Here is a 22,673-nt window from a genome sequence, read left to right on the forward strand (position 1 = left end):
GGTCGTGCCGTACCATGTCACGCTCGCGGGAGTTCGACGACGAAGTGCGCGCCGTCAAGATCGGGATTAGTCAATCCAAGGTCAGTTTTCCCAGCGGTGTCGGCAAGGTAGATATCACCGCCGAAGCTCGTAACGAGTGTTTCGACGAGATGGAGGCCGCCACCGTGCGTGTCGCCCGCCCGTGGGTCGAAAATCCTGTCGCGCTGGCCCTCGGGAATCCCCGGGCCGTCGTCAACCACGTGAATCTCGACGATGTCGTCGGTCTCGCGGATCGCGACAAATACTGACGGGTGATCGTGGCCGTCTCCCGTCGACTGGGCCGTCTCCGCTCGCTGTGCCTCGTCCTGCAGCACTGCCCCGTCCGTCGCGGTCCCCTCGGCCGAGAGTTCGGCCGCCGGCGTCCCGTGCTCGATAGCGTTCTCTATGAGGTTCCGGAGAACCGGGCGAGCGGCCTCGTTGGTGTATGCCATCGCGCTGTCCGGGGCTCGAAGCTCGATAGCGATGGGATGTGTTTGCTCGATCCGCCGTATCACCGCCTTAGTAATCCCGACGATGTCGGTCGGTTCGAAGGACGGGTCAGAACCGAGGGTTTCGACGACAGACCCGGCGTTGTCGACCAGACTGTCGAGTTCGGTTACCTGCTCGTGGATCGCGTCCGCCGCCGTTTGAACCGTCTCCGAGTCGGCGTTACGCCGGATGATCGTCGCCCGGCCGTCGATGACGACAAGCCCGTTCGCGATGTCGTGCCGAAACAGGTCGTTGACGAACGACAGCGTGCTCGCGGTTCGGGTCGCACGGCTGGCATCCTGACGGGCCCGGACCGCGAGCGTGCCCGCGATGAGTCCCGTAACAGCGCCCGTCTCCATCGCCAACAGGGTGACGAACACCGGTTCGGCGATTGCCCGGCCCTCCATCATGCGGATGAGGACGCTCAGACCGATGACAGTCCCGACTGCGAGGCTGCCAACGACGCTCCAGACGAAAACGGTCCAGATCTGCTCACCCGGTGTCGACGACGAAACGAGGCGATAGCTGCCATACACCAGCACCAGCGGTAGTAGCCCGTCGAGGGCCAACGCGAGCGCGGGGCCGCCGATCTGACCGATACGCTGTGTCTCGATACCGAGGTGCCAGACGATGGCCGCACCTGTGAGAGCGAGGCCGAAGCCAGCAAGCAGCCACGGCGCAAGGCGGGCCCGGACACCGCGGTACATGGTTACTACTTGTGCTCGAATGGCTAATTCCATTCGGTTAGTGAGACGGTAAGACCGGACACGACACCGGAGCGCCTACAGCCAGCCGGGAGAGCTGGCTGCGTGTGTGCCATGACAGTATTACACACCCCCTAATCGCCAGACAGCGGTCGGTTTTCTCTGTTTCCTACCAGAGCATCGTACCGACACTGTTATCCGTGGTGCTGGCATCTCTTTGGTTGCAATGGCGAAAGGAACGGTTGATTTCTTCAACGACACTGGCGGTTACGGTTTCATCGACACTGAGGACGCGGACGAGGACGTCTTCTTCCACATGGAAGATATCGGCGGCCCGGACCTCGAGGAAGGACAGGAGCTCGAATTTGACATCGAGCAGGCGGACAAGGGTCCGCGCGCCAACAACGTCACGAGGCTCTAACAATGGCGGAAGGCACTGTCGACTTCTTCAACGACACTGGTGGCTACGGCTTCATCGAAACCGACGATGCGGACGAAGACGTCTTCTTCCACATGGAAGACGTCGGCGGCCCTGACCTCGAAGAGGGGCAGGAAGTCGAGTTCGACATCGAGCAGGCGGACAAGGGTCCGCGTGCGACCAACCTCACGCGACTGTAAGACGGCTTCTGTCTACAGTCTAGCACTATAATCACTTGTCAGCGGTCGCGGTGTACCATAGCGTACACGACGGTGGCGCTGGCATGCACATAACTCACGACGAGCGACATCGCTCGGCGGGACACGTCACTACGCGAGCAGTGGCGACATCGCTCGATAGACAACTCTAGGTGAGCAGTGGCGACGCCGCCCGGTAGACAATCTCCATCGGGAGGCCCACCGCGTCCCGCGGCGGCTCAGGCGGGAGCGTGTACAGCTCCCCGTCACCCGGGGCAGCCGTGTACGCGAGCACAACGGCGTCCAGTACGTCGTCGACGGCCACCGCTGCACCACCGGTCGCTTCGGCGGCTTTCTGGACTGTCGGGGCGGCGTCGCGGTCGTGCTGTGCAAGAATCCGCATCCGCTCGGCGTATCCCCCAGCAGTGCGCTTCGAGTAGCTAAGCGGCTCACCGGCGAGGGCCCGGAAGCAGACCTCCGGGTGGGATTCTCGGATAGCGGCGGCGGCCTCGGGCAGTTCCTGCAAGAGTTCGTCGACCCGGGCGAGGCTGTCGCTGCGCGCGAACGCCCGTTCGGAGAGGTCGTGGTCGGTCTTGCGCCTGTGGACGCGATTGGCCGTCGAGTAGCGCTGTTTCCGGGTCGCTTCCCGCACCGGCGGTGTGCGGATCGTCGGGCTGCGCGCACCGAGGACTGACCGGGCGAGTTCGTCGCACCGGCGGTCCGGTTCGCCGGATTCCACGAGTCCGATCGGCACCCCGACCAGAATCCGGCGGGCGTGCTCCTCGTAGGCTGACCAGCACTCACCGATACTGTCGAACACCGACGCGTGGTCGAAACCGTCGCCGGTGAACGCGACAGCGACCCAGGACTCGTCGCTCCGATCAACGCCGACGTACAGCGGTTCCGCCATTGTGGATACTCGTTCCGACGGGCGCAAAAGTGTATCCCGAGGTGTTTCTTGGCCAACTGGTCTGGTCTCCGGCTAGCTGTCCAAGCGCTGGCTGCCCCGACGGCTGGTCGTTACGACTGCCCGAACTTCGTGAGTTCCTTGAGCGGTACGAGCCGGTGTTCCATCGCTGGCTTCGTGTAGCCAGCCGACTCCTCGGAGACGCCGCTGGTGAACACCAGCATCTTCTGCTGGAGGACGTGCGGTACGCCGTCGTTGTCCCGGATGATGTCGACCGAGCGCCACGCTTCGTCTTCCATGTGCCAGCCCCACACACTGCTGCCACCTGTCTCTTTCCCCGTCAGGAGTCCGGCCCGACGAATATCGTCCGGAGCCGCGCACCACAGTCTGGACAGCACAGCGTCTGCCAGCGGTCGGTGTCGAGGTCGGCGAACGTCTCCCGTCGAATGGCTTCCTCGGCAGAGACCGACCGGCCGCAGGTGTCACACTCCTCGACCATACGTCGGGGTTGGCAGACCACGGACAAAACCCGCTCGCCCACAGGCATTTAGCCGGCCCGAGCGTGGGGCCGGATATGGACGGCGTCGTACTCGCTGCCGGCGAAGGGACGCGGATGCGGCCGCTCACTGCGGACAAACCGAAGGGACTCGTCGAGGTGGACGGAAAGCCACTGCTGACACACTGCTTCGAGACGCTGCTGTCGGTCGGCGTCGACCGATTGGTGGTCGTCGTCGGCTACCGCGGCGACGACATCCGGTCTCACTACGGCGACCAGTACCAGAACACGCCAATAGCGTACGTCCAGCAGGACGAGCAGTTGGGGCTGGCGCACGCGCTCGAACAGGCCAGTTCCGCCGTCGACGGCACCTTCGTCGTGCTGAACGGCGACAACGTCTGCCGGGCAAACCTTGGCGACGCGCTCGACCGACACCGCGAGACCGACGCCAGCGCGACGCTGCTCGTCGAGGACGTGTCGCGGGCGGAAGCCAGGTCGACCGGTGTTGTCACGGTAGACGGCGAAGGCGGGGTGACCGGCCTCGTCGAGAAGCCGTCGGACCCGCCGTCGACGCTTGTCACCCGAGGCTTCTTCGCGTTCGAACCGGCCATCGGCCACGCCTGCGCGCTGACGCGCCCCTCCGAGCGTGGCGAGTACGAACTGCCCGACGCAATCGACCTGCTGTTGAGCGCCGGCCACCGGGTCGAGGCGGTCGAACTGGAGGGGTGGTGTCACAACGTCAACGAGCCGAGCGACATCGATGCGGTCGAGCAGCGACTCAGCGAGAGCGTCGACCGCTGACAGGCGACTCGTCGTCCCCGACAGAACACCGAAGGCAGTCCGCCCCAATACAGGGGTATGACAGCCAGCCGGCCGCTCGTACTCGTCGTACTCGCCGTTTTCGTCTCACTGGCGGGCTGTGGTGCGTTTTTCGGGACTGGGGAAACAGAGCCGGAACCGACGATAACGCCCGCCACCGTGCCGACAGAGGAGCCACAGGCGGTGGAAGCGACGGACGAGGGGAGCTACTGGGGGAACGTCTCCGTCGACGCCAACCGGTCAGCGGTAACACAGCCGCGAGTCCTCGAACTGCGACCGAACTGCGAGCGGCCGCCGGGACTCGTCGTCCACATCCAGGTGCTGGCGCTGCAGAACAACGACCCGAAGACGAACGAGGGCATCAACACCACGTGGCAGTTCGCGTCCCCGTCGAACCGGGACCTGACGGGACCGTACTCGAACTTCGTCCGGACAATCCAGTGCGGGTTCGAACCGCTCCTGAACGCGACGGGCGTGCGGTACGGACCGCTGGACCGCGACGGCAACACCGCGTCACAGCCGGTGACCGTGGTCAACGGGAACGGGACGACGACGAGCTACCGGTGGACGGTCGAAAAGCAGACCGAAGCGCCCTACGAAGGCTGCTGGATGACGGCTGGCGTCGCGCCGGCCTAACCTTCCATCCCGCTGAAGGAGAGGCCGCCTTCGATGTAGCGCTGGGCGAACAGATACGCCAGCATGATCGGCGAGGCGAAGGTGAGCGCGAACGCGGAGAAGCGCGCCCATGGGATGGAATACTCGTCGACCATCGCGTACAGGCCGACCGGCAGGGTGTAGTTCTCCGTCCCCAGCAGCGTCTGGGCGACGACGAACTCCGTCCAGCCGGTGAGGAAGACGAAGATGAACACCGTCGCCAGCCCGGCAGTCGACATCGGAATGATGACCTCCGTGACGACCCGCCACGGCGGCGCGCCGTCGACGACGGCGGCCTCCTCGTAGGAGACCGGAATGCCGTCCATGTAGGTCTTCAGTAGCCAGGTGTTGAATGGGACAGCGGTCGCCGCGTAGTACACCGCAAGCGCCAGCTTGCTGTCGTTGATGCCGAACTGGACGTACAGCGCGTACATCCCGATGAGCAGGGCGACGCCGAGACCGCCACCGACCTGCGTCATCAGGACGTAGAGGAACAGGATCTTCCGCCGGAAGAGGAACTCACGGCGCGAGAGGGCATAGGCTGCCGGAATGATGAGCGACATCGCAATAAGGACGGTCGGAATCGCCACCATGAGGCTGTTCCAGAGGAAGTGCTTGAAATCCGACGGGCGGTTGACGCCGTAGTCGGAGGCGTCCAGAATTTCGATCCCCGGCGTCTGGAATACGAAGGCGAGGTCGGTGAACGGGATGGCGGCGGAGATCGAATATGACGGGACGATGAGGTCGCCGATAACCCAGATGAACGGTTTGACTGTTGGATTCGCGGGAAACAGCGAGAAGCTCTCGGACGTGTACAGCGAGCTTCCGGAACCGGAGAGGGCCGCCATCAGAATCCAGTAGATCGGGAAGAGCAGCGCCAGCACCACCAGCGTTGCACCGATGGTCGAGAGAATGACCTTCAGAACTTCGGACGCGGGCAGTTCGCCCCGACGGACCGCCTGCACGGTGTAAGACCACTTTCGGACCGTCCGTGCTGGCATCGTCGCGAACGTCTTGATGTCGTCGCCGAGCTTCCTGGCGATTGCACCGAGCAACATCAGTCGTTCACCCCGTCGGCGAGCTTGCCTTTCTTGACGTTGAGCCACATGAACGCGCCGATGAACACGAGCGCGATGATGCTGATGGCCGCACCACGGCCGTACTGCTGGAACGACAGTGCCTCACGGTAGCCGTAGACGACGATGAGTTCGTTCGCCCGCGCCGGGCCGCCCTGGTTGAACACGAACGGAATGAGGAACTGCTGGAACGACGCCGCAGATGTCAGAATCGACGCAAACAGGACAGGCCGTTTGATTGACGGAAGCGTGATGTGCGCAAAGCGTGCGAGGAACCCCGCGCCATCGACGACGGCCGCCTCGTGGAGTTCCTCGGGTACGTCCTGTAGCGCGCTGACGGTGATGATGACCATGAACGGGTACGCCAGCCACGCCTCCGTGACGTTGTATGCGATGAAGGCGGTCCAGCGGCCCGAGAGCCACGCGACCGAACTCGCCCCGAACGCGGTCAGCAGCTGGTTCATCAGCCCGAACTCGGCGGAGCTGAAGATGCCGCGCCACACGGTGATCGTGAAGATCGGCGGCAGGCCCATCGGGAAGATGATGAGCGAGCGCAGAACGCGCTTGCCACGGACGAGGTCGCTGGTCACGATGAGCGCGATAGCCAGGCTCGCCCCGATCTTGAGCGTGACACTCGTGGCGACGAACAGCCAAGTAACGCCGAATGAATTCCAGAACTGGCCATCGGTCAGCACGTCGGCGTAGTTCTCCAGCCCGACGAACAGCGCGTCACCGAACGTGAGTACGGCGACGACGCCCTCGCCGGCGAACAGGTTCGCTGGCTCGGCGTTGGTAAACGAGATCCCCAGCAGGTAAAGCACCGGGAACAGCATGAACGCCGAGAACACGAACAGTCCCGGGAGCACTAGCAGTAACGACGCGTCGTCCCGCGTCAGAAACGGGACCGACTCGATCCGGTCCGCCGCTCGTGAAACCGTACTCATGGGCGTTTCTCACTCCCAGTTGCTACGGATTTCCTCGGCGGCGGTCGTCAGTGCGTCTTCGGCGCTCGCGTCGCCGTTGAACGCTTCGATGAGAGCGTTCTCAAGCGGCGACCACACCTTGTTCATGCGCGGGTCGGTCGGCATCGGGATTCCCTGGCTGACGGTCTGGGAGTACGTCTGGACGTGGTCGGGGAGTTCGTCGCTGCCGACGAGGCTGTCGAGCACCGGAATCGCGCCCTGCTCCTCGGCGAGCCGCGTCGCGTGGTCCTCGTTGGTGGCGAACCACTCGACGAAGTTCCGGGCGGCCGTGGCGTCGGCCCCGCCCTCGCTCATCGCGTCCGCAAAGTACCACATCGAGATGCCGGTGTACGGCGTCACCTCGCCGCCGTCGATGGCAGGGAACGTCGCCACTTCGTAGTTCACGTCGCTCTGGTTCAGCGTCGCCAGGTACCACGGCCCGTTGACCGCAAAGGCGGCGTTCCCCTCGGAGAACGTCGCGGCCTGCGGTTCGTAGTTCGGGTCGTCGGGCATGTACGGACGGAGGGTGTCGAGGGCGAACTGAAGCCCTTCGACGGCTTCGTCGGCATCCAGCCCGAGCGCCGGGTCCTGCTCCGGGTCGAAGTAGTAGCCACCGAAGGCCTGTATCCACCCGCTCGTGAAGTACGGATCAAACGGCGCGGCGAGGCCGTACTGGCTGCTGCTCGGATCGTGGTACTCCTCCATTGTCGCCACCATATCGTCGATAGTCTCAGGCGGTTCGTCGACGATATCGGAGTTGTAGATGAGCGTCACCGTTTCCGCCGAGTGCGGGAGGCCGACGACGGCGTCGTCGAACTGGACGGCGGAGGCGGCGGCGTCCGTGAACTGGTCTAAGCTCACGGAAAGTTCGTCGGACTGGTCGACGACGAACTCGCGCTGGTAGTAGTCGCCCACCCAGTCGTGCGCCCACTCGAAGATCTCCGGCCCCTGCCCGGCCGGAATCGCGCTCGTGGTCTTCTTTTCCATGTTGGAGATGTCCGACCCCTCGACGGCGAACTCCGTCTCGCTCGTGAACGTCTCCATCGCGTCCTTGCGTGCGGGGATCTCCGAATCCTGGAGCTGGTACCACGCCGTCGCGGTCCCGCCGGACTGCTGGCTCCCGCCGTCGGACCCGCTGCTTGACCCATCGCCCGACCCGTCACCTGACGCCGTTCCCCCGTCCGAGCCGCCACTGCCCTGCTCTTGCACACTACAGCCAGCCAGGGCTGCAGCCGCACCAACGCCGCCGATCCGCTTGAGCACGGTCCGTCGTTCCATTGTCATGGATAGATATTGGATGAAATAGTCCTTCATAACTTAAATCATTCGGAAATAGAAGGATACAATGATGATAGATTCCGAGACTCGACAGCGAATTGCTCCGATGTGTGTCGGTTTTAGTGAACCCAAGCGGCCGGAAATTACGATGTGATAGTTTTTCTTAAATTCAGCTCGAAACGTAACACTCACAGTACCGTCCCCGCACCGTAGGCGTATGCATCATCCAGGCCCGCCGCGGTTCGCCGCCGTCGGTGAATCGGTCGAACTGGCCCCGCGTCAGCCCGACCCCGACATGGCTGCCGAGTGGCGGCTAGTCGAGCGGCCAGCTGCGAGTACGGCAACGCTTGGCGACGGCCCAATCAGTCACCTCGAACCAGACACACCGGGTGTCTATCGAGCCGAGTTAACCGCACCGGACGGCACACACGAGCAAGTCGTCCGAGCGTTCCCGAAGGTCACCGAGGCGGTCCAGTTCAGCGTCACGGCGGACGACTTCGAACACGGTGGCGACCTCGCCGTCGCCGATCGCGCCATCGTCATCGGGAAGTTCAACGACTTCACGATGGGAACCCACTGGGCCGAGCGCGACGGCGACGAATGGGTGATCGAGACCGAACTCCCGCCGGGGACCCACCACGCGATTTTCAGTTTCGACGGCTCCTTCGAATCGACCGCGACTGACGAGGTTACCGTCGAGGGACCGGGTCGCCCTCGGGTCGAACTCACCGGCGAGACAGAGGACGGGGACCTCGTCGTCGCGGCAGACGCCCGCGCGGCCCCGTCGGGAAGCGAACCGGAAGTCGAGTTCCATCTTGACGGCCGAGACACGCTGGGAGAGTCGGCCGTGACCACCGACGGTGACGAACTCCGAGTCCCAGGCGAAGCACTGCCCGAAACGGCCCGCGTTCACGCGGTCGCCGTCGCCGAGCGCCACAGTGTCGCGGACACGCTAGTCGTGGAATGTGGCAGGAAAAGCGAGGACGCAGGCGCGGGCGAGACGGTATCTGTCTCGCGGCCGGCCGACCCGCCGGCCTGGGCCAGCGACGCCACCATCTACGAGATATTCGTCCGGTCGTTCGCCGGTGAGACCGTCGACACGACCTTCGAGGCCATCGAGCGGCGGGTCCCCTACATCGAGTCGCTGGGCGTCGACGTGGTGTGGCTCACCCCCATTCAGGCGAGTCCGACCCGGCACGGCTACCACATTACTGATTTCTTCGACACCGCCGAGGACTTGGGAACACGCGAAGAGTTCGAATCGCTGGTCGACCGACTCCACGACGCGGGGATTCGGGTCGTCTTCGACCTGGTCATCAATCATAGCTCGCGGGACCATCCGGCGTTCCAGCTTCACCGAGCCGGCGTCCCCGAGTACGCCGACTACTACGAGCGAATCCCGGCGTCGCAGGATGTCTCCGACGTCGACTGGGCGGGCGAAGACGCGCCGGGACACTACTTCAACTGGACGCGGATCCCAAACCTCAACTACGACTCGCTCGACGTCCGGCGCTGGATGCTCGACGTGGTCGACGAGTGGCGCGACGTGGTCGACGGGTTCCGCTGTGACGTGGCCTGGGGCGTGCCACACGGGTTCTGGAAGGAGGTCCGGGAGCGGGTGAAAGCCGACGACCCAGAGTTCCTGCTGCTCGACGAGACAGTCCCGCGTGACGCCGCTTTCGCCGAAAACGAGTTCGATGTCCACTACGACACGGACCTGTTCGACACGCTCCGCGAGATCGGGACCGGCGAGGAACCGGCGTCGGCGCTGTTCGAGGCGCTCGACGCGACGGCCGAGCACGGCTATCCCGACCGTGCCGGCCACATGCGGTACGTCGACAACCACGACGAAGACCGCTACCTCGACAAGTACGGGGCCGCGTCACTACGGGCGGCTGTCGGGGCCACGTTCACCCTCCCCGGGACGCCGATGATATACGCCGGGCAGGAGCGCGGCGTCAAACAGCAACGCGGGACGATGCGCTGGCACGACGGCGACAACGACTTAACCGACTTCCACCGGCGACTAGTGGCACTGCGGTCGGACCACACCGCACTGCGCGCGCCCGGGGTGCACCCGATTCCCTACACCGTCGAAACGGGCGATGCGGACAGCGTCGTCGCGTACGAGCGCACCGACGGCGACGAGACGCTGGTGGTCGTCCTGCACTTCGGCGACGGCACGGTGAGCGTCTCACTCGACACCCCGGTCGCGGACACTGACCTTCTCAGCGGTGACCCGGTCGGCAGCGACGGGACGGTCGAGGTCGGCGATATCGTTGTGGTATCAGCGCCGAACGGCCGCTGACGGGGCTCGGTTCCATGCCTGCATCGACTCTGCTAGAACTTCTATGAAAAATCCCATCAAACTTATTAGCATCGGGTGTGAGACTCTGTGTAATGGCGAGTCTCGAACTAGACGGTCTCCGCAAGGAGTTCGACGGTGGCTCCATCGTGGCGGTCGACGACATCGATCTGTCCATCGACGACGGGGAGTTCGTAACGGTCGTCGGCCCGTCGGGGTGTGGGAAATCGACGACCCTACGGATGATTGCCGGGCTTGAGCGGCCGACGAACGGCCGTATCCGCATCGGCGACGAGGACGTGACCGACGTTCACGCCCGCAAGCGCGACGTCGCGATGGTGTTTCAGAACTACGCGCTGTACCCGCACAAGTCTATCCGACAGAACATGGCCTTTGGCCTCCGGATGAGCACGGACCTCTCGAAGGAGGAACGGCAAGGGCGAGTCACCGAGACAGCGGAGATGATGGGTATCGGGGACCTGCTCGATGACACGCCGGACCAGCTCTCCGGCGGCCAGAAGCAGCGGGTCGCGCTCGGGCGCGCTATCGTCCGCGAACCAGACGTGTTCCTCTTTGACGAGCCGCTATCGAACCTCGATGCGAAGCTCCGGACGACGATGCGGACGGAGATTCAGCGCCTGCAAGAGGAGCTCGGAATTACCGCCGTCTACGTCACCCACGATCAGGAAGAAGCAATGACGATGGGCGACCGCATCGTCATCCTCAACGACGGGAAACTCCAGCAGGCCGGCCGGCCGAAGACGGTGTACGAGAACCCGACGAACCAGTTCGTCGGCGGCTTCGTCGGCTCGCCCTCGATGAACTTCCTCGACGTGACTGCGGAACCACTTGGCAGCGGCGTAGAGCTCACCGGCGCGCACGGCGACTTCGCCTATGACCTCACGGGCGGCCGCGCCAGTGCCTTCGGCGACAGCCAGCGCGGGTCGTACGTGCTGGGTATCCGACCGGAACACGTTTCGGTCAGCGACGGTGGCGACCAGAACGCCGTCCCGGCGACGGTCGACGTGCTCGAACCCATCGGCAGCGACAACTACCTCTATCTCGACCTGGGTGAATCGAAGACCGGATTCGAGGGCGACGGCGCACCGGATTTCATTGCCAGGGTGAGCACCGACGTGGAGCCGGCCATCGGTGACCGCGTGCAGGTGTCGTTCGACGAATCTGCCGTGCACCTGTTCGATACAGAGACCGGCGAGGCGGTCACGGCCGGCGAGGACGCGCCTGTCGCGACGCCGCAGTAGGGCGATAGCCAGTGCTCCAAATTCAGACGTAGTCGCTGTTTTCGACTAGTTATAGAGTCCCTACGGCCATCCGCTACGCTTTCGGACGTCAAGCAGCGCGGTCCGCGAAAGAGGGTACCCGCGGACGACCAGTGACCCAGCAGTTCACTCGCGGGCGCTCAGTGGTTCGGCAGTGAGCTCCCCGGCGTCATCGAGGTGGGCTACAGTGGCCAGCCGGAGTGCGTGGGGCCAGCCGAGCGGCGTGCCACAGTCAGGCGTCCCATCGTCGAACAGTTGTTCGGGGAGGTAGCCGCTGGACTGAACGAGCGAGCCGCCGGGGAGAATCTCCCCCAGCAGATCCCGGGACCGGGCGTAGGCCGCCATCGCTCGGCTGTCGTCGGCATCACGCAGGAGCGCACCCAGCTGGGCGGCACTGTTTGCGCCCCACGCCGTCGAGACGGTCCAGATTTTCTCGCGGTCCTGTGAGCCACACCGCCAGTCGTCGCCCTCGAAGCGGACGAGGCCGCGGATGTCGCCGGTGTCCCGTTCCAGCCCGTCGAGTGTCGTCTCGACGTGGGTAGAGAGCCGATCACGGGTCTCCGTGGGCAGGTCGATGGCCTCGGTGGCGACGCGACAGGCGGCGGGGAGGGCCAGCGTCGCGGAGTCCAGTCGGTCGTCGATGGTCCCGTCGTGTTCGCGGAGAGCGTAGCGGTCACCGGTCCACAGCGCGTCCAGCGAGGACAGCACTGTTTCGGCCTGTGACCGGGCGTGGTCTCGGAGCGTGACACAGACGGGCGCGCGGGCGACGGCCGCGTAGGCGTGCAGGAAGGTCGCGGCGGTGTGCGTGAACCGGCCCTGCATGTTCTCCCAGGCGTTCTGGCAGGCGACGGGGAGGCCGTCGTCGGCCAGCGTGTCGTCGATGCTCTCGACGGCGCGCCCGAGTGTGGCTTCGATACACTCCGGGTCGGCCGGGTCGCCGGTCCGGAGATACGTCGCGAGGAAGCTGGTGACACTCGCGGTCTGGTCGGCCTGGTAGTCCGCGTCCGAGCCGCTTTCGAGCCGGGCGTTCGCCCAGCCCGGCGCGAGCGTCTCGTCGCCGGGCCAGACGCGGTGGGGCCAGCTCCCGTCCGGTTGCTGCGTGCGACAGTAGAATTCGGCGGAGCGCTGGTGCCACGAATCGAGTCCGAGGTCGAACGTCCCGTCGGCTTCGAGCAGGAACGCCGAGATTTCCGCGTCGTCGCGGAACCACGTGTAGCCGTAGCCGCCGGAGGTGACGTAGTACGGGTCGAAGTCCGGCGCGGCGATTCTGGCACCGTTCGTGGCCGAAAGGAGCGAGAGGACGCGGAGGTCGGCCACGACGCTTTCGCGACTCGGCGTGTCCGCGGGGACGCTCCACCGCCGCTGTGCCTGGCCTGTTTCGAGCAATGTCTCCGAGGTGTGGTCGCTCACCAGCCGGTCGATGGTCGACAGCGCCGCGTCGCGGTCGGTGTCGTCCGTGTCCGTCAGCAGCGTCGCCAGTGTGACGCCCCCGTCGACAAACGGCGCGGACAGCAGGACGCCACCGGTCAGCGTCGTATCCTCGTACCGTCGCTCCCCAGTGGTCCGGGGAAACGAGACCGGGTCGTCGTCAACGAGTTCGGGGAACCGCTCGGGGATTTGGCCCTGAACGGCGTCGAGTTCGGTAGAGACACCGACGAAGTCGTGTTCGGACCGGTGATAGGCCTCGACGGTGTTTCCGTGCATCAGCAGGCTCTGTCGGCCGTCCCGCCCGTCGGGTGCGAAATCGACGAACGCCCGAAGCGACACGTCGGCGGGTGCGTCGCCACGAAGTTCGAACCGGGTGACGTGAGCCTGCTCGATAGTACAGTCCGTCTGGACGACGGCCCAATCGCCGCAGTCGTGGGTGGTCTCGACGACGCCTGCGTCACCGCGATACCGCTGGTCGGCGTCGGCGCTGAACCACGTCGTCGAACCCGTGTCGATACCGAACCGCGAGCGGTCGATCCCCGTGAGCCCACACAGCGGATAGGAGTAGTCCCGCAGCGAGCCGTCGCTGTCGACGTGCACCAACCGGCTGTCGAGTCCGGAGAAAGTGCCCGTCGTAGAGCGGAACTCGCCCGGGAACTGGTGACGGCGGTCCCGGGTCCGCTTGAAGTCGTTAAGTGCCGTCCGGAGCGTCATTGGTGAGAGACACCACTGCGAGGAATATAAAATATGGTGTAATAGTTTTTCATTCTTGTGAACAGCGGTGGTGGGCTAGTCGACGATACGGTTCCGTTGCGGCGGCTTCGGAGGTGTTGGCGGGCCATACAGCACCGAAACACAATTATCCGCCGCCGTTACCAGATGTGAACAGATGGACGATTCGACTCTCAGGGACAGGCTGGGGCAACTGGGTCTGTCCGAGAAGGAAGTCGACACGTACCTGTCGATTCTCGGCAGCGGCGAGGCCACGGCCAGCGAAATCGCCGACGACACCGGTGTCTCGAAACGGTACGTCTACAGCATCAGTGAATCGCTCGAAGATCGCGGGTTCATCGAGGTCGACGACCACGTCGTGCCCACGACGATCCGCGCCCGGCCGCCCGAGGAGGTCATCGACGCCCTGACCGACCGGCTCGAAGAGATGAGCGGGGCGCTCGATTCACGCTACTCCGCGAGTGCGCGAGAACCCCAGCAGTTCGACGTCATCAAGTCGCGGGTGACAGTCATCAAGCGACTCACGGAGTACATCAGAAACGCGGAACGCGAGATCATGCTGTCGGTTCCACAGCAGTACCTCCCCGAAATCGCTGAGGAACTGGCCGCGGCCGTCGACCGCGGCGTCCTCGCGATGCTTGTCGTCAGCAGCGCCGACGGCCTGCGCCCTGACGACGCGAGCGGGCTGGCCTCCGTGGTCCGGTCGTGGGACCAGCCGATGCCGATAATGCTCACCGTCGACGCCCAGTTCGGTCTCGTCTCCCCGACCGAGATGGTGACACGCACCAACTCCGACCAGCGTGCTATTGCCTTCGTCCAGCAACAGCTCGTCCCTGTGCTGTCGGGGTCGTTCCTCGGGAACTACTGGCTGATGGCCACCGAGGAGACCGTCACCGACCCGGCCTCGCTCCCGGCCACCTACCACGATTTCCGCCACGCCGTCCTCCAGGCGACGCTCCATCTGCGCGCCGACCACGACATCCACGTCTCCGCGGATGTACGGGCGGTACAGGCCGACGACGACACCACCACCATCGAGGGGACCGTCGTCGAGACGAAACAGGGCCTGGTCGAGCCGGAGACCAACTCCTACCCCATCGAACACACGCTGGTCGTCGACATCGGCGACCGGACTGTCTCGCTGGGCGGCCCCGGATCGTTCATCGAGGACTACGAAACCGACGAAGTCACGCTCTCGCTAGCCGAGTGAGGAGAGCCAGTCCGACAGCGGGGCCGAAACAGCCGTTCAGTTACGCTGGCTCGGGTCCGGCCAGCGGTAGATGACGTACGTTTCCGACTCCGGATCGTCCACGGGGTTCCAGACGAGTCGAAGCGTCGCGTCGCTCAGGTCCAGCGGTGCGCCGCTCCCAGTGAACTGTCCCTGATGTATCGTGATCTGTGTCCCTGACGTGATCCGCGTCGAAGCCTGTGCCTGTATCGGATCGGTGTCGAGCGTCACGGCGCTGCCGTCAGCTCGCTTGGCACCGGAGACGACAACAGTGAGGTTGGCCCTGTAGACGGTTTCACCACTGCTGAAGCTGAGGTTCAGATACTCCCCGTTACCGGTGGTCCGCTCGTTGTAGTCGGCCACGATAGCGACCTGCGGTGCCTGCGTGGGTCGCTGCTCGCTGAAACCGAGCGCGAACACGCCGACGGTGGCCGCGAGAATTGCAGCAATTCCGACGAGGATGACGACGCCGATGACTGGGCTCACGGCCCGACTTCGCCCATCTACCCGACTCATTGACCACAGGTGAGAGCTGGGTGTATAAAAGGAACAGCGTCGGCTCAGCGTTCGATATCCGGCCGCGAAACTGCCCGGTTACGCCGTCGGAAGTAGCGTTTCGGGGAGGTTGCCCGGCAGTTCGTTGCGGTCGTGGGCAGCCTCGAAGTCGGGATCGGGGCCTATCGGGACGATGCGCTTCGGGCTCACGTCGGGGTGCGTGGTGTAGTAATGCTCCGTGATGTGGTCCATGTTCACCGTCTCGGCGACACCGGGGAGCTGGTAGAGGTCCCGGAGGTACGGCCAGAGGTTGTCGTACTCGCGGATGAGCTTGTGGTTGCACATGAAGTGGGTGTGGTACACTTCGTCGAATCGCACGAGCGTCGTGAACATACAGATATCCGCCTCAGTCAGGCGGTCGCCAGCGAGGAAGCGCTGATCTTCGAGGACAGCGTCCCAGTGGTCCAGCGCGTCGAACAGCTCCTCGACGGCCTCGTCGTAGGCTGACTGGCTGTTCGCGAAGCCACAGCGGTAGACGCCGTTGTTGATGGGCTCGTAGATATCGTCGATGATACGGTCGACCTCGTCCTGGTAGCCTTCGGGGTAGAGGTCGACGTCGTTGTCGGCCACGTCGTCGAACTCAGTATCGAGCATCCGGAGGATCTCCTCTGACTCGTTGTTGACAATTGTCTCCTCCTGTTTGTCCCACAGCACCGGAACCGTCACGCGGCAGGTCGCGTCGGGGTCGGCCGCGACGTAGACTTCACGAAGGTAGTCAGATCCGTTGACCGTATCCGGCGTGCAACCGTCTTTCTCAGGGGTAAACTGCCAGCCGTCCTCGCCGCGGAACGGGTCGACGTAGTCGACGGTGATGGCGTCTTCGAGCCCCAGCAGCTTCCGGGCGACCAGAATCCGGTGGGCCCACGGGCAGGCGCGACAGGCATACAGGTGGTACCGGCCGGCCTCGGGCTGGAACCGCGCGTCGGGGTCGGCCTCGACCCGGTCACGGAAGGTCGTGTCCTGCCGGTCGAACGCCCCGTCCTCGTCTGTCGTTTCGTACGCGTCGGTCCGCCACTCGCCGTCGACGAGCATATTCATGGTAACAGTCGTACGCGTGCAAAGCCTAAAAGAGCGCGGTGACAGCGGTGTTACCGGACCAACACCGTTTCCCGATACTACCGAGAGCGGGTGCCCAGCAACGGTCAGTCTGGGGCCGCTCGCGGTCGCGGGCCGGTGTATGGGACACCGCGACACGCCGCCGGGCGGGTTCGAAGCCCTTATTGGGCCGCTCGGCGACGTATCCTCCAAGAGTACCTATGTCGGACAAACCCGCCTCAATGTACCGGGACATCGACAAGCCCGCGTACACCCGACGCGAATACATCACAGGCATTCCCGGGTCGAAGATCGCACAGCACAAGATGGGCCGCAAACAGAAGGACGCCGACGATTACCCCGTCCAGATCAGCCTCATCGTCGAGGAGACCGTCCAGCTCCGTCACGGCTCGCTGGAAGCCTCCCGCCTGTCGGCCAACCGCCACCTGATCAAGGAGATCGGCGAAGAGGGTGACTACAAGATGACGCTGCGGAAGTTCCCCCACCAGGTCCTGCGCGAGAACAAGCAGGCGACCGGTGCCGGGGCCGACCGTGTCTCCGACGGGATGCGTGCCGCCTTCGGGAAGATCGTCGGCACCGCCGCCCGCGTCCAGGCTGGCGAACAGCTGTTCACCGCCTACTGCAACGTCGAGGACGCAGAGCACGTCAAGGAAGCGTTCCGCCGTGCCTACAACAAGATCACGCCCTCTTGCCGCATCAAGGTCGAGCGGGGCGAAGAACTGCTGATCGCGTAAGTCAATCAGCAACGTCTTTTCACCGTTCGCAGAGCGCGCGAAGAGCAGCCGATCAAGTAAATCAGACAGCGGCGTTCGCTCACCGTTTGGACGGCGGAGCAACCGTCCCGACTTCGTTTTTCCGCGCCGCTCCGAAAAGTACCGAGTGGTGCCCCAGTCGATAGACAGCACAGTCGTAGCCGCTTTTTTGTTTCATGTTACCAGTACCCATAATACTCTTGCACCCGTCCCGCGTACTTCCACGTATGGTACTCCGACTCGCACTCCTTGCCCTCGGCGTCTTCGAACTGCTCCGGCCCCGGAAAGTCGTCGACTTCTGGATGGGGCTCGCAACGACAGATGGTGACGAGATCAACCTTCGCCCGTGGGTGTACAGCGCCGCCCGCGTCGAGGGCGCGCTCCTCGTGCTGTGGGTGCTCCGGCGGCGTCGTGGCGGCGAGTGACTCGGCAAAACGGCTGGGAAACGACCGCCACACAACACTGGTGACCGGCGCTGCTACCGGTTGCCCGCTACGTGTTGCCGGACAACTGGACCGTCAACACCGGCACGTCCGCCGTCCGAACGACCTTCTCGGTGACGCTACCCAGCAGAAACCGGTCCAGACCGCTCCGGCCGTGGGTTCCCATGACGATCATATCGACACCCGAAGCCGCTGCGTAGTCGATAATCTCCTCGTATGGGTCGCCCATTCGGTGCTCGGCGACAACGGCCGCGCCGTGGTCGGTGATCTCGTCGACAGTCTCGTCGATGACTTGTTCAGTCTGTTCCTGTAGCGATTCGATGGTCGTTGCTTCTGCCGCGGCACTCCCGAGATACGTCGAGTCGACGACAGAGAGCACGTGAATCGTCGCGTCGTGCGTCTCCGCCAGTTCAAGCGCGTGTGCGAGCGCCTCGTCTGCACCGTCACTCCCGTCGGTCGGAAAGAGAATATCGTCGTACATACGTGGCCAATTTCCCCCAGAACACTTAGTATTTATTTGACAAAATCGGAGATAGCTGCGTATTCATCCACACAACCCAACATTCTGTGGGTTGTAGTGGCCGGAGGGCGGCGCGCGACAGGGCTTCGACTGTGGGCTGCGAGCGTGTTTTATTCGTCCAAGACAACGAAACACCATGCACAGACTGGCCGTCGCCACGAACGCCGAGACCTTCGAGCGGATGCAGGCCCCGCTGGCGGCCCGGGACATCGAGGTGGGCCACGTCGAGACGGCCGAGCGGACGCTGCCACTCGATGAGAGTCCGTTCGACGAATACGACGTGGGTTTCGTCTATCCCTCTCGAATCATGGAGGGAGCAGTCGCCGATGCCATGCTTGACGTGCCGTGGGTCAACGACCGCGAGGCCATTCTCCGCTCGCGAAACAAGGCCGACGTACTGGCGCGTCTCGGCCGGGCAGGCGTTCCGGTTCCCGAGACTGTCGTCGTGTCGAACCCGGCGAGCGAGGCCGAGCTAACGGCGGCTTTCGAGCGGTTTGACCCACCCGTAGTCGTGAAGCCGAACTCGACGACCCGCGGCGTCGGCGTGGCCAAGGCCCACGATCTGGATTCGTTTCTCGGCATCGTCGACTACCTCGATCTGGTCCACGACTACCGCGCGGTCGGCGACCAGTCGTTTCTCGTGCAGGAGTACATCGCCGACGCCGCCGACTACCGCGTGATGGTCGTCGACGGTGAGTACGTCGGCGCGGTCGAGCGCCGCCTCCCCGAAGCGAGTCGTGACCAGGGCCGATGGAAGCACAACGTCCATCGCGGGGCCAAGGCGGAAGGGCAGGCACTGCCAGCGGCGCTGCGGGAACTGGCCGAAGACGCGGCCGACGAACTGGGGATTCCGTACCTCGGCGTCGACCTGCTAGTGACCGACGACCGCGCGGTCGTCAACGAGACGAACGCCCGGCCGACGATCGATTCGGCGACGAAGTACGAGGACGGCTTCTGGGACGACTTGGCGGCGTTGATACGGAAAACAGCGGAGCAGTAGCGAAGCAAGCGTGCTGTTGCTGGCACGTAGAAAACCAGAACCGCGTATCGGAAGCGCTACAGTTCGATGTCCGCGGAGTCCTCTTCGGGGTCGAAGGTGACTTCGAGGATGCCGTTGTTGTACGTCGCGGCGGCGGAGTGTTCGTCTACGCGGGTCGGCAGGGTCAGTCGTTCGTGGTACTCGCGCTCTGGACTTTCGGCGTTGATCGTGAGGACAGTGCCGTCGCACTTGAGGTCGATCGCGTCCTTGTCGACACCCGGAACGTCGGCGACGACTCGGATCTCCTCGTCGGTTTCGTGAACGTCGACGTGGAGATCGGCCCCGCCGCCACCGGTGTCCCGGTCGATGTGGACGTCGCCTTCGGCCCCCATCATCTCGTCCATCATCCGCTCTATTTCCCGGAAGAACTCGTCGAACGGGTCGTCACTGTCATCGCGTCTCATTCCTATACACCAGTACGTCCGTCCGTTTCAAAAGCCTTCGGACGAACCTAGTCCCTGTTAGCTGACACTGTCGAGGGGCACCCTCAGTCGGGCTAGCACCCTCACTATTAATCATTCGAGCCCGAACACGCATAAACAAACACAAATTTACAACAAATCCGAAAACACTTTACACTGACCGACTGCCTCTCTAGACACCAATGAGTGAGCCAGTCCGCGTCGGCCTCAACGGCTTCGGCCGTATCGGCCGCAACGTATTCCGCGCATCGTTACACAACGACAACGTCGAGGTCGTCGGCATCAACGACGTGATGGACGATTCGGAGATCGATTACTTCGCCCAGTACGACACCGTCATGGGCGAACTCGAAGGTGCCAGCGTCGACGACGGCGTCCTCACGGTCGAGGGAACCGACTTCGAGGCGGGCATCTTCCACGAAACCGACCCCACACAGCTCCCGTGGGAAGACCTCGATGTGGATGTCGCCTTCGAAGCGACCGGCATCTTCCGCACCAAGGAGGACGCGAGCCAGCACCTCGACGCCGGGGCCGACAAGGTCCTCATCTCCGCGCCGCCGAAGGGCGACGAGCCGGTCAAACAGCTCGTCTACGGCGTCAACCACGACGAGTACGACGGCGAAGACGTCGTCTCGAACGCCTCCTGTACGACCAACTCCATCACACCGGTCGCGAAGGTTCTCGACGAGGAGTTCGGCATCAACGCCGGCCAGCTGACGACGGTCCACGCCTACACCGGCTCCCAGAACCTGATGGACGGCCCGAACGGCAAGCCCCGGCGTCGCCGCGCGGCCGCCGAGAACATCATCCCAACCTCGACCGGTGCCGCGCAGGCGGCTACCGAGGTCCTGCCCGAACTTGAGGGCAAGCTCGACGGGATGGCCATCCGCGTCCCGGTGCCGAACGGCTCCATCACCGAATTCGTCGTCGACCTCGACGACGACGTGACGGAGAGCGACGTCAACGCCGCCTTCGAGGAGGCCGCCGCTGGCGAACTCGAAGGCGTGCTGGGCGTCACGAGCGACGATGTCGTCTCCTCCGACATCCTCGGAGACCCGTACTCCACACAGGTCGACCTGCAGTCGACGAACGTCGTCTCCGGGATGACGAAGATCCTCACATGGTACGACAACGAGTACGGCTTCTCGAACCGGATGCTCGACGTGGCCGAGTACATCACCGAGTAAGCGCAGAAACGGTTTGCAGCGCCAGTAAAGTTTATAATTATTATTCACTAAAGACACTATACACAGAGAGCCTGAGCCAGTACCTGACTACTGGTCGGCTCTGTGTGTCGGCACAAGCCCGTGTTCGCAGCTGACGCGCCGTGTCCCGGCGTCGGCTGTGTACGGCGCAAGTGTCCCCACCAACTCCCCACCCCACCCCACCCCTCTCCCACCCTCACTTTTGCGTTGGCAACCAGAGCAGATACCGGTGCTACTCCCCCTAACAGGCCACTCGCTGTTCGGACTCGGAAACCGTTAAGCGGCCGGCAGGTGTCCTCCCGAGTGATGACTTTCCAGACGCTCGATGACCTCGACGACGGACAGCGCGTCCTCGTCCGACTCGATCTCAATTCACCGGTGGAGGACGGTACGGTACAGGACAATCGACGGTTCGACCGTCACGCGGAGACGATCAGCGAACTCGTCGACCGTGGGTTCGAGGTCGCGGTGCTGGCCCACCAGGGTCGCCCGGGCCGCGACGATTTCGTTTCGCTCGAACAACACGCAAATATCCTTGCCGACCACATCGACCACGATGTGGACTTCGTCGACGAGACCTACGGGCCACAGGCGATTCACGACATCGCCGATCTCGACGGCGGCGACGTGCTCGTTCTGGAGAACACGCGGATGTGCGACGACGAACTGCCCGAGGAGGACCCCGAGATCAAATCACAGACGGAGTTCGTCCAGACGCTGGCCGGGGAGTTCGACGCCTACATCAACGACGCCTACTCCGCGGCCCACCGCTCGCACGCCTCGCTCGTGGGCTTCCCGCTGGTGATGGACGCCTACGCCGGCCGCGTGATGGAGACCGAGTACGAGGCCAACACCGCCATCGCCGAGAAGGAGTTCGACGGGCAGGTGACGATGGTCGTCGGCGGGACGAAGGCCACCGACGTCATCGACGTGATGACTCACCTCGATGAGAAGGTCGACGACTTCCTGCTCGGCGGTATCGCGGGCGAACTGTTCCTGCGAGCCGCTGGCTACCCGGTCGGCTACGACATCGACGACGCGAACCTCTACGACGAGCAGTGGGAACAGAACAGCGAAAAGATCGAGTCCATGCTCGAAGACCACCGCGACCAGATCACGCTCGCGGTCGATCTGGCCTACGAAGACGACGGTGACCGCGCTGAGCAGGCCGTCGACGATATCGAGGAGAAGCGCGTCTCCTACCTCGACGTTGGGAGCGAGACGGTCATGGAGTACTCACCGATCATCCGCGACTCCGAGGCCGTCTTCGTGAAGGGCGCGCTGGGGATGTTCGAGGACGAGCGGTTCTCGGTCGGGACCGCCGGCGTGCTCGAAGCTATCGCCGACACCGACTGCTTCTCCGTCGTCGGCGGCGGTGACACCTCACGAGCCATCGAGATGTACGGAATGGAAGAGGACGAGTTCGGCCACGTCTCTATCGCGGGTGGGGCCTACATCCGGGCACTGACCGGCGCGGAACTGGTCGGCGTCGAAGTGCTGCAGCGTTAACTGCGGCCTTTCGTCTCGGCGTGTCGCAGGTCCCAGTCCTCGATTATTTCGTCGGGCACCTCGACGATTCGCCCGGTTTCGGTCGGCTCCGTCCGTGCGTGACGGCCAGTCCAGTCGTGGTCAGCGTCGGGCGTGGCTGCCATACACTGCGTTACCAGCGGCGATGATAAATTCCTTCTGC

25 protein-coding genes are annotated in these 22,673 nt (G+C 64.0%); 12 read left to right on the top strand and 13 right to left on the bottom strand.

Annotated elements, in window-relative coordinates:
* Positions 1-17: 17 nt before the first annotated feature.
* Positions 18-1,214, bottom strand: a complete 1,197-nt coding sequence (locus ACYJ11_RS04940) for an ATP-binding protein (protein WP_461646942.1) — start codon at positions 1,212-1,214, stop codon at positions 18-20.
* A 223-nt stretch (positions 1,215-1,437) separates the two neighbouring features.
* Between ACYJ11_RS04940 and ACYJ11_RS04945 the strand changes: the two genes are divergently transcribed.
* Positions 1,438-1,632, top strand: a complete 195-nt coding sequence (locus tag ACYJ11_RS04945; RefSeq protein WP_004515390.1) for a cold-shock protein — start codon at positions 1,438-1,440, stop codon at positions 1,630-1,632.
* A gap of 2 nt (positions 1,633-1,634) precedes the next feature.
* Positions 1,635-1,829, top strand: a complete 195-nt coding sequence (locus ACYJ11_RS04950) for a cold-shock protein (RefSeq protein ID WP_004515391.1) — start codon at positions 1,635-1,637, stop codon at positions 1,827-1,829.
* 166 nt (positions 1,830-1,995) lie between these two features.
* Here the strand turns inward: ACYJ11_RS04950 and ACYJ11_RS04955 are convergent, their stop codons facing one another.
* The 3 genes from ACYJ11_RS04955 to ACYJ11_RS04965 form a co-directional block, all read right to left on the bottom strand.
* Positions 1,996-2,736: a DUF429 domain-containing protein gene (locus tag ACYJ11_RS04955; RefSeq protein WP_461646943.1), complete on the bottom strand. Its 741-nt coding sequence runs from the start codon at positions 2,734-2,736 to the stop codon at positions 1,996-1,998.
* Positions 2,737-2,846: 110 nt separating this feature from the next.
* A complete protein-coding gene (locus tag ACYJ11_RS04960) occupies positions 2,847-3,032 on the bottom strand; it encodes a hypothetical protein (RefSeq protein ID WP_005537226.1) in 186 nt (61 codons plus the stop codon).
* Positions 3,033-3,073: 41 nt separating this feature from the next.
* Positions 3,074-3,232 carry a hypothetical protein gene (locus ACYJ11_RS04965; protein WP_461646944.1) on the bottom strand — a complete coding sequence of 53 codons (159 nt, stop codon included), beginning with the start codon at positions 3,230-3,232 and terminating at the stop codon, positions 3,074-3,076.
* 75 nt (positions 3,233-3,307) lie between these two features.
* Here ACYJ11_RS04965 and ACYJ11_RS04970 point away from each other — a divergent pair, with 75 nt between their 5' ends.
* A complete protein-coding gene (locus ACYJ11_RS04970) occupies positions 3,308-4,030 on the top strand; it encodes a sugar phosphate nucleotidyltransferase (protein ID WP_461646945.1) in 723 nt (240 codons plus the stop codon).
* Between the two features lie 57 nt (positions 4,031-4,087).
* The gene (locus ACYJ11_RS04975; RefSeq protein ID WP_461646946.1) at positions 4,088-4,684 is read left to right on the top strand and encodes a DUF4864 domain-containing protein; all 597 of its coding nucleotides are present in this window, start codon (positions 4,088-4,090) and stop codon (positions 4,682-4,684) included.
* Here ACYJ11_RS04975 and ACYJ11_RS04980 read toward each other — a convergent pair.
* From ACYJ11_RS04980 to ACYJ11_RS04990, 3 genes are read right to left on the bottom strand one after another with little or no spacing between them, the layout of a single operon-like run.
* Positions 4,681-5,760 (bottom strand): sugar ABC transporter permease, encoded by a 1,080-nt coding sequence (locus tag ACYJ11_RS04980; RefSeq protein ID WP_005537220.1) that lies wholly within the window; start codon positions 5,758-5,760, stop codon positions 4,681-4,683. The two genes, ACYJ11_RS04975 and ACYJ11_RS04980, sit on opposite strands and share 4 nt — an antisense overlap.
* Positions 5,760-6,722, bottom strand: a complete 963-nt coding sequence (locus ACYJ11_RS04985) for a carbohydrate ABC transporter permease (protein WP_461646947.1) — start codon at positions 6,720-6,722, stop codon at positions 5,760-5,762. Before ACYJ11_RS04985 ends, ACYJ11_RS04980 begins: the two co-directional genes overlap by 1 nt.
* Positions 6,723-6,731: 9 nt before the next feature.
* Complete coding sequence (locus tag ACYJ11_RS04990) at positions 6,732-8,024, bottom strand: extracellular solute-binding protein (RefSeq protein ID WP_461646948.1); 1,293 nt, start codon at positions 8,022-8,024, stop codon at positions 6,732-6,734.
* A gap of 211 nt (positions 8,025-8,235) precedes the next feature.
* Here ACYJ11_RS04990 and ACYJ11_RS04995 point away from each other — a divergent pair, with 211 nt between their 5' ends.
* Both ACYJ11_RS04995 and ACYJ11_RS05000 read left to right on the top strand, forming a co-directional pair.
* Positions 8,236-10,326, top strand: a complete 2,091-nt coding sequence (locus ACYJ11_RS04995) for an alpha-amylase family glycosyl hydrolase (protein ID WP_461646949.1) — start codon at positions 8,236-8,238, stop codon at positions 10,324-10,326.
* Positions 10,327-10,418: 92 nt separating this feature from the next.
* Positions 10,419-11,585 (top strand): ABC transporter ATP-binding protein, encoded by a 1,167-nt coding sequence (locus tag ACYJ11_RS05000; protein ID WP_461646950.1) that lies wholly within the window; start codon positions 10,419-10,421, stop codon positions 11,583-11,585.
* A 144-nt stretch (positions 11,586-11,729) separates the two neighbouring features.
* Here ACYJ11_RS05000 and ACYJ11_RS05005 read toward each other — a convergent pair whose 3' ends face one another.
* Positions 11,730-13,745, bottom strand: a complete 2,016-nt coding sequence (locus ACYJ11_RS05005; RefSeq protein ID WP_461646951.1) for a glycoside hydrolase family 15 protein — start codon at positions 13,743-13,745, stop codon at positions 11,730-11,732.
* Positions 13,746-13,920: 175 nt separating this feature from the next.
* On the opposite strand from ACYJ11_RS05005, the gene ACYJ11_RS05010 reads away from it, so the two are divergent.
* Positions 13,921-14,973, top strand: coding sequence for a TrmB family transcriptional regulator (locus tag ACYJ11_RS05010; protein ID WP_461646952.1), 1,053 nt, complete (start codon positions 13,921-13,923; stop codon positions 14,971-14,973).
* Between the two features lie 36 nt (positions 14,974-15,009).
* Here ACYJ11_RS05010 and ACYJ11_RS05015 read toward each other — a convergent pair whose 3' ends face one another.
* On the bottom strand, positions 15,010-15,477 hold the full coding sequence (locus tag ACYJ11_RS05015; RefSeq protein ID WP_461647375.1) for a type IV pilin: 468 nt from the start codon (positions 15,475-15,477) through the stop codon (positions 15,010-15,012).
* A 108-nt stretch (positions 15,478-15,585) separates the two neighbouring features.
* The gene (locus tag ACYJ11_RS05020; protein ID WP_461646953.1) at positions 15,586-16,584 is read right to left on the bottom strand and encodes a glutathione S-transferase family protein; all 999 of its coding nucleotides are present in this window, start codon (positions 16,582-16,584) and stop codon (positions 15,586-15,588) included.
* 218 nt (positions 16,585-16,802) lie between these two features.
* On the opposite strand from ACYJ11_RS05020, the gene ACYJ11_RS05025 reads away from it, so the two are divergent.
* Both ACYJ11_RS05025 and ACYJ11_RS05030 read left to right on the top strand, forming a co-directional pair.
* Positions 16,803-17,336, top strand: coding sequence for a 50S ribosomal protein L16 (locus ACYJ11_RS05025; protein WP_004515406.1), 534 nt, complete (start codon positions 16,803-16,805; stop codon positions 17,334-17,336).
* Positions 17,337-17,581: 245 nt separating this feature from the next.
* A complete protein-coding gene (locus ACYJ11_RS05030; RefSeq protein WP_170096858.1) occupies positions 17,582-17,779 on the top strand; it encodes a hypothetical protein in 198 nt (65 codons plus the stop codon).
* A gap of 67 nt (positions 17,780-17,846) precedes the next feature.
* Here ACYJ11_RS05030 and ACYJ11_RS05035 read toward each other — a convergent pair whose 3' ends face one another.
* Positions 17,847-18,278: a universal stress protein gene (locus tag ACYJ11_RS05035; protein ID WP_461646954.1), complete on the bottom strand. Its 432-nt coding sequence runs from the start codon at positions 18,276-18,278 to the stop codon at positions 17,847-17,849.
* Positions 18,279-18,453: 175 nt separating this feature from the next.
* Between ACYJ11_RS05035 and ACYJ11_RS05040 the strand changes: the two genes are divergently transcribed.
* A complete protein-coding gene (locus tag ACYJ11_RS05040; RefSeq protein WP_461646955.1) occupies positions 18,454-19,317 on the top strand; it encodes an ATP-grasp domain-containing protein in 864 nt (287 codons plus the stop codon).
* 56 nt (positions 19,318-19,373) lie between these two features.
* Here ACYJ11_RS05040 and ACYJ11_RS05045 read toward each other — a convergent pair whose 3' ends face one another.
* The gene (locus ACYJ11_RS05045; RefSeq protein WP_004590910.1) at positions 19,374-19,760 is read right to left on the bottom strand and encodes an Hsp20/alpha crystallin family protein; all 387 of its coding nucleotides are present in this window, start codon (positions 19,758-19,760) and stop codon (positions 19,374-19,376) included.
* Positions 19,761-19,960: 200 nt separating this feature from the next.
* Between ACYJ11_RS05045 and gap the strand changes: the two genes are divergently transcribed.
* Together gap and ACYJ11_RS05055 are read left to right on the top strand one after the other, a co-directional pair.
* Positions 19,961-20,965 carry a type I glyceraldehyde-3-phosphate dehydrogenase gene (gene gap / locus ACYJ11_RS05050; RefSeq protein WP_461646956.1) on the top strand — a complete coding sequence of 335 codons (1,005 nt, stop codon included), beginning with the start codon at positions 19,961-19,963 and terminating at the stop codon, positions 20,963-20,965.
* A 324-nt stretch (positions 20,966-21,289) separates the two neighbouring features.
* Positions 21,290-22,492, top strand: a complete 1,203-nt coding sequence (locus ACYJ11_RS05055; protein ID WP_461646957.1) for a phosphoglycerate kinase — start codon at positions 21,290-21,292, stop codon at positions 22,490-22,492.
* Here ACYJ11_RS05055 and ACYJ11_RS05060 read toward each other — a convergent pair.
* The gene (locus ACYJ11_RS05060) at positions 22,489-22,635 is read right to left on the bottom strand and encodes a hypothetical protein (RefSeq protein ID WP_188975265.1); all 147 of its coding nucleotides are present in this window, start codon (positions 22,633-22,635) and stop codon (positions 22,489-22,491) included. The genes ACYJ11_RS05055 and ACYJ11_RS05060 overlap by 4 nt on opposite strands.
* Positions 22,636-22,673: the final 38 nt, after the last annotated feature.

The sequence above is a fragment of the Haloarcula sp. H-GB5 genome (assembly GCF_054850705.1).

Coding starts and splice junctions, on each gene's coding strand:
- ACYJ11_RS04985 (WP_461646947.1), bottom strand. CDS start 6,722: ATGAGTACGGTTTCACGAGCGGCGGACCGGATCGAGTCGGTCCCGTTT.
- ACYJ11_RS04940 (WP_461646942.1), bottom strand. CDS start 1,214: ATGTACCGCGGTGTCCGGGCCCGCCTTGCGCCGTGGCTGCTTGCTGGC.
- ACYJ11_RS05030 (WP_170096858.1), top strand. CDS start 17,582: ATGGTACTCCGACTCGCACTCCTTGCCCTCGGCGTCTTCGAACTGCTC.
- ACYJ11_RS05025 (WP_004515406.1), top strand. CDS start 16,803: ATGTCGGACAAACCCGCCTCAATGTACCGGGACATCGACAAGCCCGCG.
- ACYJ11_RS05020 (WP_461646953.1), bottom strand. CDS start 16,584: ATGAATATGCTCGTCGACGGCGAGTGGCGGACCGACGCGTACGAAACG.
- ACYJ11_RS05005 (WP_461646951.1), bottom strand. CDS start 13,745: ATGACGCTCCGGACGGCACTTAACGACTTCAAGCGGACCCGGGACCGC.
- ACYJ11_RS04980 (WP_005537220.1), bottom strand. CDS start 5,760: ATGTTGCTCGGTGCAATCGCCAGGAAGCTCGGCGACGACATCAAGACG.
- ACYJ11_RS04960 (WP_005537226.1), bottom strand. CDS start 3,032: ATGGAAGACGAAGCGTGGCGCTCGGTCGACATCATCCGGGACAACGAC.
- ACYJ11_RS04995 (WP_461646949.1), top strand. CDS start 8,236: ATGCATCATCCAGGCCCGCCGCGGTTCGCCGCCGTCGGTGAATCGGTC.
- ACYJ11_RS04975 (WP_461646946.1), top strand. CDS start 4,088: ATGACAGCCAGCCGGCCGCTCGTACTCGTCGTACTCGCCGTTTTCGTC.
- ACYJ11_RS04965 (WP_461646944.1), bottom strand. CDS start 3,232: ATGGTCGAGGAGTGTGACACCTGCGGCCGGTCGGTCTCTGCCGAGGAA.
- ACYJ11_RS05040 (WP_461646955.1), top strand. CDS start 18,454: ATGCACAGACTGGCCGTCGCCACGAACGCCGAGACCTTCGAGCGGATG.
- ACYJ11_RS04945 (WP_004515390.1), top strand. CDS start 1,438: ATGGCGAAAGGAACGGTTGATTTCTTCAACGACACTGGCGGTTACGGT.
- gap (WP_461646956.1), top strand. CDS start 19,961: ATGAGTGAGCCAGTCCGCGTCGGCCTCAACGGCTTCGGCCGTATCGGC.
- ACYJ11_RS05035 (WP_461646954.1), bottom strand. CDS start 18,278: ATGTACGACGATATTCTCTTTCCGACCGACGGGAGTGACGGTGCAGAC.
- ACYJ11_RS05010 (WP_461646952.1), top strand. CDS start 13,921: ATGGACGATTCGACTCTCAGGGACAGGCTGGGGCAACTGGGTCTGTCC.
- ACYJ11_RS04955 (WP_461646943.1), bottom strand. CDS start 2,736: ATGGCGGAACCGCTGTACGTCGGCGTTGATCGGAGCGACGAGTCCTGG.
- ACYJ11_RS05060 (WP_188975265.1), bottom strand. CDS start 22,635: ATGGCAGCCACGCCCGACGCTGACCACGACTGGACTGGCCGTCACGCA.
- ACYJ11_RS04990 (WP_461646948.1), bottom strand. CDS start 8,024: ATGACAATGGAACGACGGACCGTGCTCAAGCGGATCGGCGGCGTTGGT.
- ACYJ11_RS05000 (WP_461646950.1), top strand. CDS start 10,419: ATGGCGAGTCTCGAACTAGACGGTCTCCGCAAGGAGTTCGACGGTGGC.
- ACYJ11_RS05045 (WP_004590910.1), bottom strand. CDS start 19,760: ATGAGACGCGATGACAGTGACGACCCGTTCGACGAGTTCTTCCGGGAA.
- ACYJ11_RS04970 (WP_461646945.1), top strand. CDS start 3,308: ATGGACGGCGTCGTACTCGCTGCCGGCGAAGGGACGCGGATGCGGCCG.
- ACYJ11_RS05055 (WP_461646957.1), top strand. CDS start 21,290: ATGACTTTCCAGACGCTCGATGACCTCGACGACGGACAGCGCGTCCTC.
- ACYJ11_RS04950 (WP_004515391.1), top strand. CDS start 1,635: ATGGCGGAAGGCACTGTCGACTTCTTCAACGACACTGGTGGCTACGGC.